The sequence below is a fragment of the Modestobacter sp. VKM Ac-2985 genome, from assembly GCF_026967925.1.
GTDB lineage: Bacteria > Actinomycetota > Actinomycetes > Mycobacteriales > Geodermatophilaceae > Modestobacter.
Genome location: NZ_JAPVBI010000001.1, coordinates 1,723,354 through 1,737,638, shown reverse-complemented (window position 1 = coordinate 1,737,638; position 14,285 = coordinate 1,723,354). Strand labels below are relative to the sequence as shown.

Here is a 14,285-nt window from a genome sequence, read left to right as displayed (position 1 = left end):
CGCGATGGGCGTCAGCGGCCAATACCGTGGCCCCGTGACCGGCCACATGACCCCTGAGGAGTTCCGCCAGCACGGCCACGAGGTCGTCGACTGGATCGCCGACTACTGGCAGGGCATCGCCGCCCACCCGGTCCGCTCGCGGGTCTCCCCCGGCGACGTCCGGGCCATGCTGCCGGCGACGGCCCCCGAGCAGGGCGAGCCGGTCTCCGCCGTCCTGGCCGACCTGGAGCGGATCGTGCTGCCCGGGCTCACGCACTGGCAGCACCCCGGCTTCTTCGGCTACTTCCCGGCCAACACCTCCGGTCCGTCCGTCCTCGGCGACCTGCTGTCCGCCGGCCTCGGCGTCCAGGGCATGTCCTGGGTGACCAGCCCGGCCGCCACCGAGCTCGAGCAGCACGTGATGGACTGGTTCGCCGACCTGCTCGGCCTGCCGGGGTCCTTCCGGTCCACCGGCACCGGCGGCGGCGTGGTGCAGGACTCCAGCTCCGGGGCCAACCTGGTGGCCCTGCTGGCCGCCCTGCACCGGGTGAGCAAGGGCGCGACGCTGCGGCAGGGGGTCCGCCCGGAGGAGTTCACCGTCTACGTCTCCGCCGAGACGCACAGCTCGATGGAGAAGGCAGCCCGGATCGCCGGGCTGGGCACCGACTCGATCCGCGTGGTCGAGGTCGACTCCGAGCTGGCGATGAGCCCCCGGGCGCTCCAGCAGCGGCTGGAACGGGACGTGGCTCGCGGGTTCGTCCCGGTGCTCGTCTGCGCGACGGTCGGGACGACGTCGACCACCGCGATCGACCCGCTGGCCGAGATCGGCCCGATCTGCCAGCGCTTCGGGGTGTGGCTGCACGTCGACGCCGCCTACGCCGGGGTCGCCGCTGTCGCGCCGGAGCTCCGTCCGCTGCAGGCCGGCGTCGAGTGGGCCGACAGCTACACCACCGACGCACACAAGTGGCTGCTGACCGGCTTCGACGCGACGCTGTTCTGGGTCGCCGACCGGGCTGCGCTGACCGGGGCCCTGTCGATCCTCCCCGAGTACCTGCGCAACGCGGCCACCGACACCGGCGCGGTCGTCGACTACCGCGACTGGCAGATCGAGCTGGGTCGCCGCTTCCGGGCCCTCAAGCTGTGGTTCGTGGTCCGGTGGTACGGCGCCGAGGGGCTCCGGGAGCACGTCCGCGGCCACGTCGCGCTCACCCAGGAGCTGGCCGGCTGGGCCGAGGCCGACGAGCGGTTCGACGTCGTCGCCCCTCACCCGCTGTCGCTGGTCTGCCTGCAGCCGCGCTGGGCCCGCGGCGTCGACGCCGACGTCGCCACCATGACCCTGCTGGACCGGCTCAACGACGGTGGCGAGGTCTTCCTGACGCACACCACCGTGGCCGGCCGGGCGGTGCTGCGGGTGGCGATCGGCGCCCCGGCGACCACCCGCGCGCACGTGGAACAGCTGTGGACGTTGCTCCGCGAGGGCCACGACTGGCTGGCCAACGACTTCGCCGAGCAGCAGGCCGAGCAGCGGGCCCGCGAGCAGGCCGAACGCCAGGCCGCCGCCGAGCGGGCTGCTGCCGACGCGGCCGCCGCCGAGCAGGCTCACGCAGCTGCCGGAGCGGACCCGGTGGCCTCGGAGACCGAGCCGAGCACCGAACTGGCGGCAGAGGGGACGTCCGGCACCCCGGACACCGAGACCCCGACCACCGAGGCGCCCGACGTCGAGACCCCGACCGCGGAGCCCTCGGACGCCGAGACGCCGACCGCGGCGACCCCGGACGCCGGGACCCCCACCGTGGAGACCCCCGCCGCGGGCGACGAGACGGCCACCCAGGCGGAGGCACAGACCGACCTGCACGCCGCGGACCCGGAGAGCCCGCCCCGCTGACCCGGCGGCGGTGCGGACCCAGCGGGGTGGCCGGAGACCGGTCACCCCGCTGAGCGCACGACCGGGCGGCCGGAGCTGCGGCGTCAGCCCAGGGAGCGGATCAGGCCCTCCTGGGCCACGGTGGCCACGTGCGTGCCGTCGGCGGCCCAGATCTGGCCGAAGCACAGCGCCCGCCCGCTGGCGGCCGCGGGGCTGTCGGTCTCGTAGAGGAACCACTCGTCGGCGCGCACCGGGCGGTGGAACCAGACGGCGTGGTCGAGGCTGGCGCCCACGATCGACCCGCCCCAGCCGCCACCGTTGCGGGCCAGCCCGGCCGACAGCAGCGTCAGGTCGCTGACGAAGGTCAGCGCGGCAGCGTGCACGTGGTCGTCGTCCGGGAGCCGGCCGGCCACCCGGAACCACACCCGGAAGGCGGTGTCCGGGGGCAGCCGCGGCTGCGGGTCGAACGGGTCGGCGAGGTACCGCTGCTCCACCGCCCGCCCGATCGCCGCGGACGCGGCGCCCTGGTCGGGGTGCGCCGCGGTCACCTCGGCGAGCCCGGGCAGCCCCTCGGGCCCGGGCACGTCGGGCATCGGCAGGGAGTGCTCGACCACAGCGCGCTCCCCCGCGGTGAAGTCCGCGGTCAGCGCGAAGATCGCCACGTCCTCACCCTTGCGGGTCTGCCGGGCCACCACCCGACGGGTGCTGAACGAGCGACCCTCCCGGATGCGGTCGACCTCGTAGCGGATCTCCTCGTGCGGGTCACCGGGGCGCAGGAAGTACGAGTGCAGCGAGTGCACCACCCGCCCCGGCCCGACCGTCGCGTTCGCGGCGGTCAGGGCCTGGGCGGCGACCTGACCGCCGAAGATCCGCTGCAACGGCGTGCTGGGGGTCTGGCCGACGTAGACGTCCGGACCTCGCTCCTCCAGGTCCAGCACGCCCATCAGCTCCGCGGCCGGGGTCTCCCCCGGCTGCGCGACCCCGGCCGTCACGCCTCGGTCCCCACCTCGTGCACCCGCACCAGGTTCGTGGAGCCGGCGGTGTTCGGCGGGCTGCCGGCCACGATGACGACCTTGTCGCCCTCCTTGAGCCGGCCGATGGACAGCAGCGAGAAGTCGACCTGGCCGACCATGTCGTCGGTGTGGGTCACCTCGGGGACGAGGAAGGTCTCCACGCCCCAGGACAGCGCCAGCCGGCTGCGGACCGCCGGGTCGGTGGTGAAGGCGAGGATCGGCAGCCGGGTGTGCAGCGCGGCGAGCAGCTGGGCGGTCTTGCCGGTCAGCGTGAAGGCGGCCAGCGCGGCGACGTCGAGGGCCTCGCCGATGTCCTTGGCGGCCCGCACGATGGCACCGGAGCGCTGCCGCGGCGGCACCAGCAGCTCGGGCACCCGCACGGCGTCGGACTCGACGGCGTCGATGATCCGCTCCATCGTCTTGACCGCGACGACGGGGTACTTGCCCACCGAGGTCTCCCCCGACAGCATGACCGCGTCCGCGCCGTCCAGGACGGCGTTGGCGACGTCGGAGGCCTCGGCCCGGGTGGGCCGGGAGGCGCTGATCATGGACTCGAGCATCTGGGTGGCGACGATGACCGGCTTGTTCCGCTCCCGGGCCACCTGGACCGCACGCTTCTGCACCAGCGGGACCTGCTCCAGCGGCAGCTCCACGCCCAGGTCGCCGCGGGCCACCATGACGCCGTCGAACGCCTCGACGATCGCCTCGAGGTTCTCCACCGCCTCCGGCTTCTCCAGCTTGGCGATCACCGGCACCTCGACGTCCTCCTGGCGCATGATCTCGCGCACCAGCTCGACGTCCTTGGCGTGCCGCACGAACGACAGTGCGATGAAGTCGACGCCCAGGGAGAGCGCGAAGCGCAGATCCTCGGCGTCCTTCTCCGACAGCGCCGGGACGCTGACGGCGACGCCGGGCAGGGACAGGCCCTTGTTGTTGGAGACGGGGCCGCCCTCGAGCACCAGGCACCACACGTCGGGGCCGTCGACCTCTACCACGGTGAGGGCGAGCTTGCCGTCGTCGATCAGCAGGCGATCACCGACCCGCACGTCGTTGGCGAGGTCCTTGTAGGTGGTGGAGACCCGCTCGGCGGTGCCCGGGACGTCCTCGACGGTCACGCACACCCGGCTGCCGGCGGCCCAGACGACCGGGCCGTCGGCGAAGGTGCCGAGCCGGATCTTCGGGCCCTGCAGGTCGGCCAGGATGGCGACGGCGCGGCCCACCTTGTCGGAGGCCTCCCGCACGTGCCGGTAGGCCGTCTCGTGGTCCGCGTGCTTCCCGTGGCTGAAGTTGAGGCGGGCGACGTCCATCCCCGCCTCGACGAGGGCGGTGATCTGGTCCAGGGAACCGGTCGCCGGGCCAAGGGTGCAGACGATCTTCGCGCGACGAGACATGAGGCAAAACTAGTCGCCCCCCGGGCGGGCACGGCGGACCGGGTCCGTCGTGTCCCCCCGAGGGGCGGTAGTCGTTCCAGACGTCCTAGAACGGTCCCTCCGCCGGGGCCCGCGCCATGCGCAGCGCGTCGTGCGGGGCGGAGGGGCCGTTCCTCAGCGCAGTGGGACGGCGGACGGGGTGACCGGACGGGGCAGCATCGAGTTGCCGGTCAGCCAGGTGTCGACGGCGGCGGCCGCGGCGCGCCCCTCGGCGATCGCCCAGACGATCAGCGACTGCCCGCGGCCCATGTCCCCGGCCACGAACACCCCGGGGACGCTGGACATGTACTCGTCGTCCCGCGCCACCCGGCCCCGCTCGTCGACGCCGCAGCCCAGCTCCTCGACGAGCCCGGTGGTCTCCGGCCCGGTGTAGCCCAGCGCCAGGAGCACCAGGTCGGCCGGCAGCTCCTGGGTGCTCCCGGGCTTGGGCTGGCGCTTCCCGTCGACGACCTCGACCTCGACGACCTCGATCGCCCGGACCCGGCCCTGCTCGCCGCCGAGGAAGGCCTCGGTGTTGACGGCGAACAGCCGCTCGCCGCCCTCCTCGTGCGCCGGGGAGACCCGCAGGATCATCTCGTAGGTCGGCCAGGGGTTGTCCTCGGGCCGGGTGCCCGACGGCGCCGGCTTGTAGTCCAGCTGGGACACCGAGGCCGCGCCCTGGCGGTGCGCGGTGCCCAGGCAGTCGGCCCCGGTGTCGCCGCCACCGATGATGACCACGTGCTTGCCCTTGGCCGACAACGGCGGGTCGTCGAGCTCGCCGAGCGCCTCGCGGTTGCCGTGCGGCAGGTACTCCATGGCGAAGTGCACGCCGTCGAGCTCCCGGCCCGGCAGCGGCAGGTCCCGCGCCACCGGCGTCCCGATCGCCAGCACGACCGCGTCGTGCTCGGCCCGCAGCTGTTCGGTGCTCAGGCTGCCCGCGCTGCCGCCGACGGTGACGTCGGTGACGAAGCGGGTGCCCTCGGCGCGCATCTGGTCCAGCCGCCGGTCCAGGTGGCGCTTCTCCATCTTGAACTCGGGGATGCCGTAGCGGATCAGCCCACCGATCCGGTCGTCCCGCTCGTAGACGGTCACCTGGTGCCCGGCCCGGGTGAGCTGCTGGGCGGCGGCCAGGCCGGCCGGCCCGGACCCGATGACGGCGACCTTCTTGCCGGTCAGCTCCGCCGGCGGCTGTGGGGTGACCCAGCCGTTGACGAACGCCTGGTCGATGATCTCCCACTCGATCTGCTTGATCGTGACCGGTGCGTTCTCCAGGTTGAGCACGCAGGCCGACTCGCACGGCGCGGGGCACAGCTTCCCGGTGAACTCCGGGAAGTTGTTCGTCGCGTGCAGCCGCTCGATCGCCTCCTGCCAGTCGTCCCGGCGGGCGAGGTCGTTCCACTCCGGGATGAGGTTGCCCAGCGGGCAACCGTGGTGGCAGAACGGGATGCCGCAGTCCATGCAGCGCGCCGCCTGCTCCCGGACGGCCTGCACCGGGAAGACGGCGTCCTCACCCGTGTCGCGGGTCAGGTACACCTCCTTCCAGTCCAGCAGGCGCAGGTCGACCGGCCGCCGGGGCGGCAGCTCACGGTCGAACCTCAGGAACCCGGTGCTGTCAACCACGAGCTGCCTCCATCACGGCTCGGTCCACGTCGTACCCGGCGGCCTCGGCGGCCCGCCGGGCCTCCATGGCACGCCGGTAGTCACGCGGCATGATCACGCTGAAACGGCCCGCCCAGCGGCCCCAGTCGGCCAGCAGGCTGGTCGCGACCGCCGAGTCGGTCGCCGCGCAGTAGCGCTCGAGGACGTCGCGCAGCCAGGCCGAGCCCTGCCCGTCCAGCGCCTCGACGTCCACCATCTCGGTGTTGACCCGGTGCCGGGCGAGGTCGAGCACGTACCCGATCCCGCCGGACATGCCGGCGGCGATGTTGCGCCCGGTCGGTCCCAGGATCACCGCGGTGCCGCCGGTCATGTACTCCAGCGCATGGTCACCGACGCCCTCGACGACGGCCAGCGCCCCGGAGTTGCGGACGCAGAACCGCTCCCCCACCCGGCCGCGCAGGAACAGCTCACCCGCGGTCGCGCCGTAGCCGATCACGTTGCCGGCGATGACGTTGTCCTCCGCGGCGAAGCTCGCCTCCGGTGCGGGGCGGACGACGATCCGTCCACCCGACAGGCCCTTGCCGACGTAGTCGTTGGCGTCGCCGACCAGGGTCATCGTGATCCCGCGGGGCAGGAACGCCCCGAAGGACTGGCCCGCCGAACCGGTGAAGGTCAGGTCGATGGTGCCGTCGGGCAGGCCCTCGCCACCGAAGCGGCGGGTGACCATCGAGCCCAGCATCGTGCCGACGGTGCGGTTGACGTTGCGGACGGGGAGCTCGAGGTGGACCGGGCGGGCATCGAGCAGCGCACCCTCGCACAGCTGGATCAGCGTCTGGTCCAGCGCGACGTCCAGCCCGTGGTCCTGGTCGCGGACCTTGCGCCGCGGCGTGCCCTCGGGCAGCTCCGGCACGGCCAGGATCGGCCGCAGGTCGAGCCCGGAGGCCTTCCAGTGGTCGATCGCCGGTGCGACGTCGAGCAGCTCGGCGTGGCCGACCGCCTCGTCGATCGAGCGGAAGCCCAGCTCGGCGAGGTACCCGCGCACCTGCTCGGCCAGGAACTCGAAGTAGGTCACCACGAACTCGGGCTTGCCGGTGAACCGCTTGCGCAGCTCCGGGTTCTGGGTGGCGATGCCGACCGGGCAGGTGTCGAGGTGACAGACCCGCATCATCACGCAGCCCTCGACCACCAGCGGTGCGGTGGCGAAGCCGAACTCCTCGGCGCCCAGCAGCGCGGCGACGATGACGTCCCGGCCGGTCTTCATCTGGCCGTCGACCTGCACCACGATCCGGTCGCGCAGGCCGTTGGCCAGCAGCGTCTGCTGGGTCTCGGCCAGGCCGATCTCCCACGGGATGCCGGCGTGCTTGAGGGAGGTCAGCGGCGCCGCACCGGTGCCGCCGTCGAAGCCGGAGACCAGCACGACGTCGGCCTTGGCCTTGCTGACCCCCGCCGCGACGGTGCCGATCCCGGTCTCCGCGACCAGCTTGACGTGCACCCGCGCCTCGTTGTTCGCGTTCTTGAGGTCGTGGATCAGCTGCTTGAGGTCCTCGATCGAGTAGATGTCGTGGTGCGGCGGCGGGCTGATCAGGCCGACGCCGGGCGTGGAGTGCCGGGTGCGGGCGACCCACGGGTAGACCTTGCTCCCCGGCAGCTGACCGCCCTCGCCGGGCTTGGCGCCCTGGGCCATCTTGATCTGGATGTCGTCGGCGTTGACCAGGTACTCGCTGGTCACGCCGAACCGGCCGCTGGCGACCTGCTTGATCGAGCTGCGGCGCAGGTCCCCGTTGGGGTCGGCGGTGAACCGGTCGGGGTCCTCACCGCCCTCGCCGGTGTTGGACCTGCCGCCCAGCCGGTTCATGGCGATCGCCAGCGTCTCGTGCGCCTCGGCCGAGATGGAGCCGTAGCTCATCGCGCCGGTCTGGAACCGCTTGACGATCTCGCTGACGCTCTCGACCTCCTCCAGCGGGACGGCGGGCCGGGCACCGGTCTTGAGGGTGAACAGGCCGCGCAGCGTCGCCGCCTCGGCCGACAGCCCGTCGACGGTGTCGGTGTAGCGCTGGAAGACGTCGTACTGCCGGGACCGGGTGGCGTGCTGGAGCAGGAACACCGTCTCGGGGTTGAACAGGTGCACCTCGCCCTCGCGGCGCCACTGGTACTCCCCGCCGGTCTCCAGCCGCCGGTGCGCCGTCTCGGTCGGGTTGCTCGGGTAGGCGCGGCGGTGCCGCATCACCACCTCCTCGGCGAGCACGTCGAGCCCGACGCCGTCGAGGGTGGCCGCCGTCCCGGTGAAGTACTCGTCGACGACGGCCTTGGACAGCCCGACCGTCTCGAAGATCTGCGCCATCGTGTAGGAGCCGACGGTGCTGATGCCCATCTTGCTCATCACCTTGAGCACGCCCTTGCCCATGGCCTTGACCACGTTGCGGACGGCCTGGGCCGGCTGGACACCGGTGAGCGTGCCGGTGCGGATGAGGTCCTCGACGCTCTCGAACGCCAGGTAGGGGTTCACCGCGGCCGCGCCGTAGCCCAGCAGCAGGGCGACGTGGTGCACCTCGCGGCAGTCGCCGGACTCCACGACCAGGCCGACCTGCATCCGGGTGCGCTCGCGCACCAGGTGGTGGTGGACGGCGGCGGTCATCAGCAGCGACGGGATGGGGGCGCGCTTCTCGTCGCAGTCCCGGTCGGACAGCACGATGACCCGGGCGCCGGCCGCGATCGCCTTGCTGACCTTGGTGCGCAGGTCCTGGACCGCCTGGGCCAGGGCCGCACCGCCGCCGGCGACGTCGAAGTGGCCGGTGATCCTCACGGCGGCGAAACCGGGCAGGTCGCCGTCGTCGTCGATGTGCAGGATCTTGGCCAGCTCGTCGTTGTCGATGACCGGGTAGGGCAGGAACAGCTGCCGGCAGGAGGCCGGGGTGGCGTCGAGCAGGTTCTGCTCGGGGCCGAACGTGCGTCCGAGGCTGGTGACCAGCTCCTCGCGGATGGCGTCCAGCGGGGGGTTGGTGACCTGGGCGAACAGCTGGGTGAAGTAGTCGTACAGCTGCCGCGACCGGTCCGACAGCGCCGCGATCGGGGTGTCGGTGCCCATCGAGCCGATCGACTCGGCGCCGCTGGCGGCCATCGGCTGCACCAGGATGCGCAGCTCCTCCTCGGTGTAGCCGAAGAGCAGCTGGCGGCGGACGACGGACTCGTGGCTGGGCCGCGAGCGACGCCGCTCGGGCAGCTGGGGCAGGTGCACCTGACCGGCGTGCAGCCAGTCGTCGTAGGGCTCGGCGTCGGCCAGGGAGCCCTTGACCTCCTCGTCGGAGACGATCCGCCCGGCGGCGGTGTCCACGAGGAACATCCGGCCCGGCTGGAGCCGGCCCTTGGCGACCACGTCAGCGGCCGGGATGTCGAGCACGCCGGCCTCGCTGGCCAGCACGACCAGGTCGTCCTTGGTGCGCCACCAGCGGCCCGGGCGCAGGCCGTTGCGGTCCAGGACGGCGCCGATCAGGCTGCCGTCGGTGAACGCCACGCAGGCGGGCCCGTCCCAGGGCTCCATGATCGAGGAGTGGAACCGGTAGAAGGCGCGGCGGGCCGCGTCCATCTCGTCGTGGTTCTCCCACGCCTCCGGGATCATCATCAGGACCGCGTGCGGCAGCGAGCGGCCCGACAGGTGCAGCAGCTCGAGCACCTCGTCGAAGGTCGCCGAGTCGCTGAAGTCGCTGGCGGTGACCGGGAAGATCCGCTCCAGGCCGAGCTCGCTGGCCGGACCGGCCGGGCCGTCGAACAGCTCGGTCTCCAGCTTGGCCTCGCGAGCCCGCATCCGGTTCCGGTTGCCCTTGATGGTGTTGATCTCGCCGTTGTGGGCGATGAACCGGAACGGGTGGGCCAGCGGCCAGCTGGGGAAGGTGTTGGTGGAGAACCGGCTGTGCACCAGCGCGATCGCCGACTCGTACCGCTCGTCCTGCAGGTCCGGGAAGAACGCCGGCAGCTGGTCGGTGGTGAGCATGCCCTTGTAGGTGATCGTCCGGGAGGACAGCGAGGCGATGTAGCAGCTGGTGCCGGCGTCCCGGGCGGCGCGCTCGACCCGCTTGCGCAGCACGAAGGCGCGACGCTCCAGCCGGGTGACCCCGTGCGGGGCGGCGGTGCCGCCGAAGGCGCGGGAGTCGGCGCGAGCACCGATGGTCTCGGCGACGAAGAGCTGGGCGAAGTACGGCATGACCCGCCGGGCGGTGGGCCCGAGGTCGGCGCCGTCCGGGTCGACCGGCAGCTCGCGCCAGCCCAGGACGGTCAGCCCCTCCTCGGCGGCGAGCCCGGCGACGGCGTCGACGACCGAGGCCCGCTCGGTCTCGGCGGCCGGCAGGAAGGCGATGCCGACCGCGTACTCGCCCAGCGGCGGCAGGTCGAACTCGACGCTCTCCCGCAGCAGCCCGTCCGGTACCTGGGTCAGGATCCCCGCACCGTCACCGGAGTTGGGTTCGGACCCCGCGGCGCCACGGTGGTCGAGGTTGTGCAGGGCGGTGAGCCCGGCGGCGACGATCGTCCGGGAGCGGCGGCCCCGGGCGTCGGCGACGAACGCGACGCCACACGCGTCGTGTTCGTTGGCCGGGTCGTAGAGCCCGGAGGCGGCCGGGAGCGCGGAGAACGGCACGGCCGGCGCAGATGCGGCCGGGGACGGCGATCCCGCAGAGGGGGCGGCGAGGTCAGACATGTCACTCCCGTCGTCGGCTGGCCGCGGCGCCGCTCTCCGCCCGGGGTCCGGTCGGCGGGTGGCGCTGGTGCGGGGGGTCGCAGACCCCGCCGGGTGGTCAGAGCGGGTGGGTGGAGCACGGAGGACCGGGGAGGGTCCGACGGGTGGGGCAGCGGAGGCCGGCGGACACGGTACGTCGAGCCGGTATCACGGACCCGCACACCCGCGGGGGCGGGTGGCCGCGGGACGGTCGTGCACGGGGCAGCGCTGGCCCGGTCCGACGTCGCCGACCGGCCCAGGATCACTGGTCGGCCGAGTTCGAGCGTACACAGCGGGGACACCTGCGCGACATGTCGACCAGGTGTCGGGAACATCTCGTCCAGCAGCGCGGACGGCGCCCCGATTCGCCGTCCCGGGGTCAGCCCTCTCCGGGTGCGCCGCCCTCGTCGGTGCGCGCACCGGTCCGGTCCTGACCTGCGCGGTCGGTGACCGTCTCCCCCGCGACCGTGCCGCCTGCCGACGTCCGCCCGGCGGCCGTGCCGCCCGAGGCCGTGGCGCCCGAGGCCGGCGTGCCCGCAGCCGTGGCCGTGGTGTCCGCCGTGGGTGACGACGCCTCGCCCGGGGCTCCCTCGCGGGCCACCTCCGCCCCGCGGGTGATCACCTCGCGCGGCCGGCCGCGGTTGACGATCAGGTAGGCGACGGCCAGCAGGCCGACGACGACCGAGGTGAACACGTTCAGCCGGAGCCCGAGGAACTGCTCGGCGGTGTCGATGCGGAGCATCTCGATCCACACCCGGCCGGCGCAGTAGGCGGCCACGTACAGCGCGAAGGCCCGCCCGTGGGAGAGCTGGAAGCGGCGGTCGGCCCAGATCACCAGCGCGGCGACGCCGACGTTCCACAGCAGCTCGTAGAGGAACGTGGGGTGGAAGGTGCCCAGCACCAGTGGCTCGCCGTCGGGACCGGTGAGCGCCTGACCGGCGGAGGCGTTCCAGCGGTAGATGGTCAGCGCCCACGGCAGGTCGGTGGCGCTGCCGTAGAGCTCGTTGTTGAACCAGTTGCCCAGTCGCCCCACGGCCTGGGCGAGCACGATGCCCGGGGCGATGGCGTCGGCCCAGGCCGGCAGCGGGATGCCCCGCCGGCGACAGCCGATCCACGCACCGACCCCGCCGAGGGCGATGGCGCCCCAGATCCCGAGGCCGCCCTCCCAGATGGCGAAGGCCCGGAGCGGGTCGCCGTCCTCTCCGAAGTAGGGCTGCGGGGTGGTGATCACGTGGTAGATCCGGCCGCCGACGATGCCGAAGGGCACCGCCCAGACGGAGATGTCCAGGACGTCGCCGGGGGCACCACCGCGGGCCACCCAGCGGCGTTCCCCCAGCCAGGCGGCCAGCACGATGCCGGCGATGATGCAGAGCGCGTAGGCGCGCAGCGGGAACGGCCCGATCTCCCAGACCCCCTGGGTGGGGCTGGGGATCGCGGCGAGGACGGCGGCGTCCGCCAGCACGGTCATGCCTGCACCTTCGCACGCCGGACGCCCTCGGCGAGCTCGACGGACAGCGAACGCACGCCGTCGGCGCCGTGGCCGTCGAGCAGCCGCCGCACGTACGCCGAGCCGACGATCACACCGTCGGCGAACCCGGCGACCTCGGCCGCCTGATCGCCGGTGGAGACCCCCAGGCCGACGCAGACCGGCGGCTCGCCGGCGGCGGCGCGGGTGCGGGCCACCAGCCGTTCCGCGGCGTCCCCGACGGAGGCCCGGCTGCCGGTGACGCCCATCGTGGAGGCCGCGTAGACGAAACCGCGGCAGGCGGCGACGGTGGCGGCCAGCCGCGCGTCGGTGGACGACGGGGCGACCAGGAAGACCCGGTCCAGGCCGACCCGGTCGCTGGCGGCGAGCCAGGCACCGGCCTCGTCCGGGATGAGGTCGGGGGTGATGGCACCGGCGCCACCGGCGGCGGCCAGGTCGTCGGCGAACCGGTCGACCCCGTAGCGTTCGATGGGGTTCCAGTAGCTCATCACCACCGGCACCGCACCGGCGTCGGCGACCGCCGTGACGGCGCGGAGCACCTCGGCCATGCCGACCCCGGCCCGGACAGCGACGTCCACGGCCTCCTGGATGACCGGCCCGTCCATCCCGGGGTCGGAGTACGGGACCCCGATCTCCACGACGTCGGCGCCGCCCTCCACCGCCGCGACCATGGCCGCGATCGAGCTGTCGACGTCGGGGTAGCCGACCGGGAGGTAGGCGATGAGCGCTGCTCGTCCCTCGGCACGGGCGGCGCCGATCACCTCGGCGAGGGCGCTGCTCATGCCTGCTCCCCCGCGTCCTGCCCGGCGACGGCCTCGTCGTTGCTCACTGCACCCTGCGTGGTGCGCTGGTCGGTGTCCATGCCGGGCCCGGGCTCGGCGCCCCGGCCGGCCTCGACGGCCCGCTCGTCGGAGTCGGTGGGCGCCGTCTGGTCCGCCAGGTCGAACCAGGCGCTGGCGGTCTCGACGTCCTTGTCCCCGCGGCCGGAGAGGTTCACCAGCAGCAGCGCGTCGGGGCCGAGCTCCCGGCCGACGACCATGGCACCGGCCAGGGCGTGCGCCGACTCGATCGCCGGGATGATCCCCTCGGTGCGGCACAGCAGCGCGAACGCCTCCATCGCCTCGGCGTCGGTGACCGGCCGGTACTCGGCCCGGCCGATGTCGTGCAGGAAGGCGTGCTCGGGGCCGACCCCGGGGTAGTCGAGACCGGCGGAGATGGAGTGCGACTCGACGGTCTGCCCGTTGTCGTCCTGCAGCAGGTAGGAGCGCGCGCCGTGCAGCACCCCGGGGTCGCCGCCGGTGATGGTGGCCGCGTGCCGGCCGGTGTCCACGCCGTCCCCACCGGCCTCCAGGCCGACCAGCCGGACGGCCTCGTCGGGCACGAAGGCGGTGAAGATGCCGATGGCGTTGGACCCGCCGCCGACGCAGGCCAGGACGACGTCGGGCAGCCGCTGCTCGCGCTCGAGCAGCTGGGCCCGCGCCTCGTCGCCGATGACCCGCTGGAAGTCCCGGACCATCATCGGGAACGGGTGCGGGCCGGCGACGGTGCCGAAGACGTAGTTGGTGGTCTCGACGTTCGTCACCCAGTCGCGGAACGCCTCGTTGATCGCGTCCTTCAGCGTGCGCGACCCGGTGGTCACCGGGATCACCTCGGCGCCCAGCAGCCGCATCCGGGCGACGTTGAGCGCCTGGCGGCGGGTGTCCTCCTCGCCCATGTAGACGGTGCAGGACAGCCCCATCAGGGCGGCCGCGGTGGCGGTGGCGACCCCGTGCTGGCCGGCGCCGGTCTCGGCGATGACCCGGGTCTTGCCGATCCGCTTGGTGAGCAGCGCCTGGCCCAGCACGTTGTTGATCTTGTGCGAGCCGGTGTGGTTGAGGTCCTCGCGCTTGAGCAGCACCCGGGCGCCACCGCAGTGCTCGGCGAACTTCGGCACCTCGGTGATCGGGCTGGGCCGGCCGGTGTAGTCGCGCTGCAGGGTGGCGTACTCGTCGAGGAACGCGGGGTCGACCCGCATCGCCTCGTAGGCCGCGGTCAGCTCGTCGAGCGCGGCGATCAGGGCCTCCGGGACGAACCGGCCACCGAAGACGCCGAAGTGGCCCGTGGCGTCCGGCCACTGCGCCGACGCCGTGGCGTCGGGGACGTCAGGGGCCGGGGCATGCGCGGAGAGGGTCATGCCCTCCAGCGTAAGGACCTCGTTGCCCCCGACCGCTCGCAGGCTGGCGTCGGG

Annotated in this window: 8 protein-coding genes; 1 reads left to right on the top strand and 7 read right to left on the bottom strand. The window is 73.4% G+C overall.

Annotation, left to right across the window (positions count from 1 at the left end; genetic code table 11):
• Positions 1-34: 34 nt before the first annotated feature.
• Positions 35-1,864, top strand: a complete 1,830-nt coding sequence (locus tag O2V61_RS08235; RefSeq protein WP_269182811.1) for a pyridoxal-dependent decarboxylase — start codon at positions 35-37, stop codon at positions 1,862-1,864.
• Between the two features lie 83 nt (positions 1,865-1,947).
• Here O2V61_RS08235 and O2V61_RS08230 read toward each other — a convergent pair whose 3' ends face one another.
• The 7 genes from O2V61_RS08230 to trpB form a co-directional block, all read right to left on the bottom strand.
• Positions 1,948-2,835, bottom strand: coding sequence for an acyl-CoA thioesterase (locus O2V61_RS08230; RefSeq protein ID WP_269182810.1), 888 nt, complete (start codon positions 2,833-2,835; stop codon positions 1,948-1,950).
• On the bottom strand, positions 2,832-4,247 hold the full coding sequence (gene pyk, locus O2V61_RS08225; RefSeq protein ID WP_269156923.1) for a pyruvate kinase: 1,416 nt from the start codon (positions 4,245-4,247) through the stop codon (positions 2,832-2,834). The genes O2V61_RS08230 and pyk overlap by 4 nt, the downstream gene beginning before the upstream one ends.
• Positions 4,248-4,400: 153 nt before the next feature.
• Positions 4,401-5,885 carry a glutamate synthase subunit beta gene (locus O2V61_RS08220; RefSeq protein WP_269182809.1) on the bottom strand — a complete coding sequence of 495 codons (1,485 nt, stop codon included), beginning with the start codon at positions 5,883-5,885 and terminating at the stop codon, positions 4,401-4,403.
• The gene (gltB, locus tag O2V61_RS08215; RefSeq protein WP_269182808.1) at positions 5,878-10,554 is read right to left on the bottom strand and encodes a glutamate synthase large subunit; all 4,677 of its coding nucleotides are present in this window, start codon (positions 10,552-10,554) and stop codon (positions 5,878-5,880) included. Before gltB ends, O2V61_RS08220 begins: the two co-directional genes overlap by 8 nt.
• Before the next feature lie 397 nt (positions 10,555-10,951).
• On the bottom strand, positions 10,952-12,040 hold the full coding sequence (lgt, locus tag O2V61_RS08210) for a prolipoprotein diacylglyceryl transferase (RefSeq protein WP_269182807.1): 1,089 nt from the start codon (positions 12,038-12,040) through the stop codon (positions 10,952-10,954).
• On the bottom strand, positions 12,037-12,840 hold the full coding sequence (trpA, locus tag O2V61_RS08205; RefSeq protein WP_269182806.1) for a tryptophan synthase subunit alpha: 804 nt from the start codon (positions 12,838-12,840) through the stop codon (positions 12,037-12,039). Before trpA ends, lgt begins: the two co-directional genes overlap by 4 nt.
• Positions 12,837-14,231, bottom strand: a complete 1,395-nt coding sequence (gene trpB / locus O2V61_RS08200) for a tryptophan synthase subunit beta (RefSeq protein ID WP_269182805.1) — start codon at positions 14,229-14,231, stop codon at positions 12,837-12,839. The genes trpA and trpB overlap by 4 nt, the downstream gene beginning before the upstream one ends.
• Positions 14,232-14,285 lie beyond the last annotated feature (54 nt).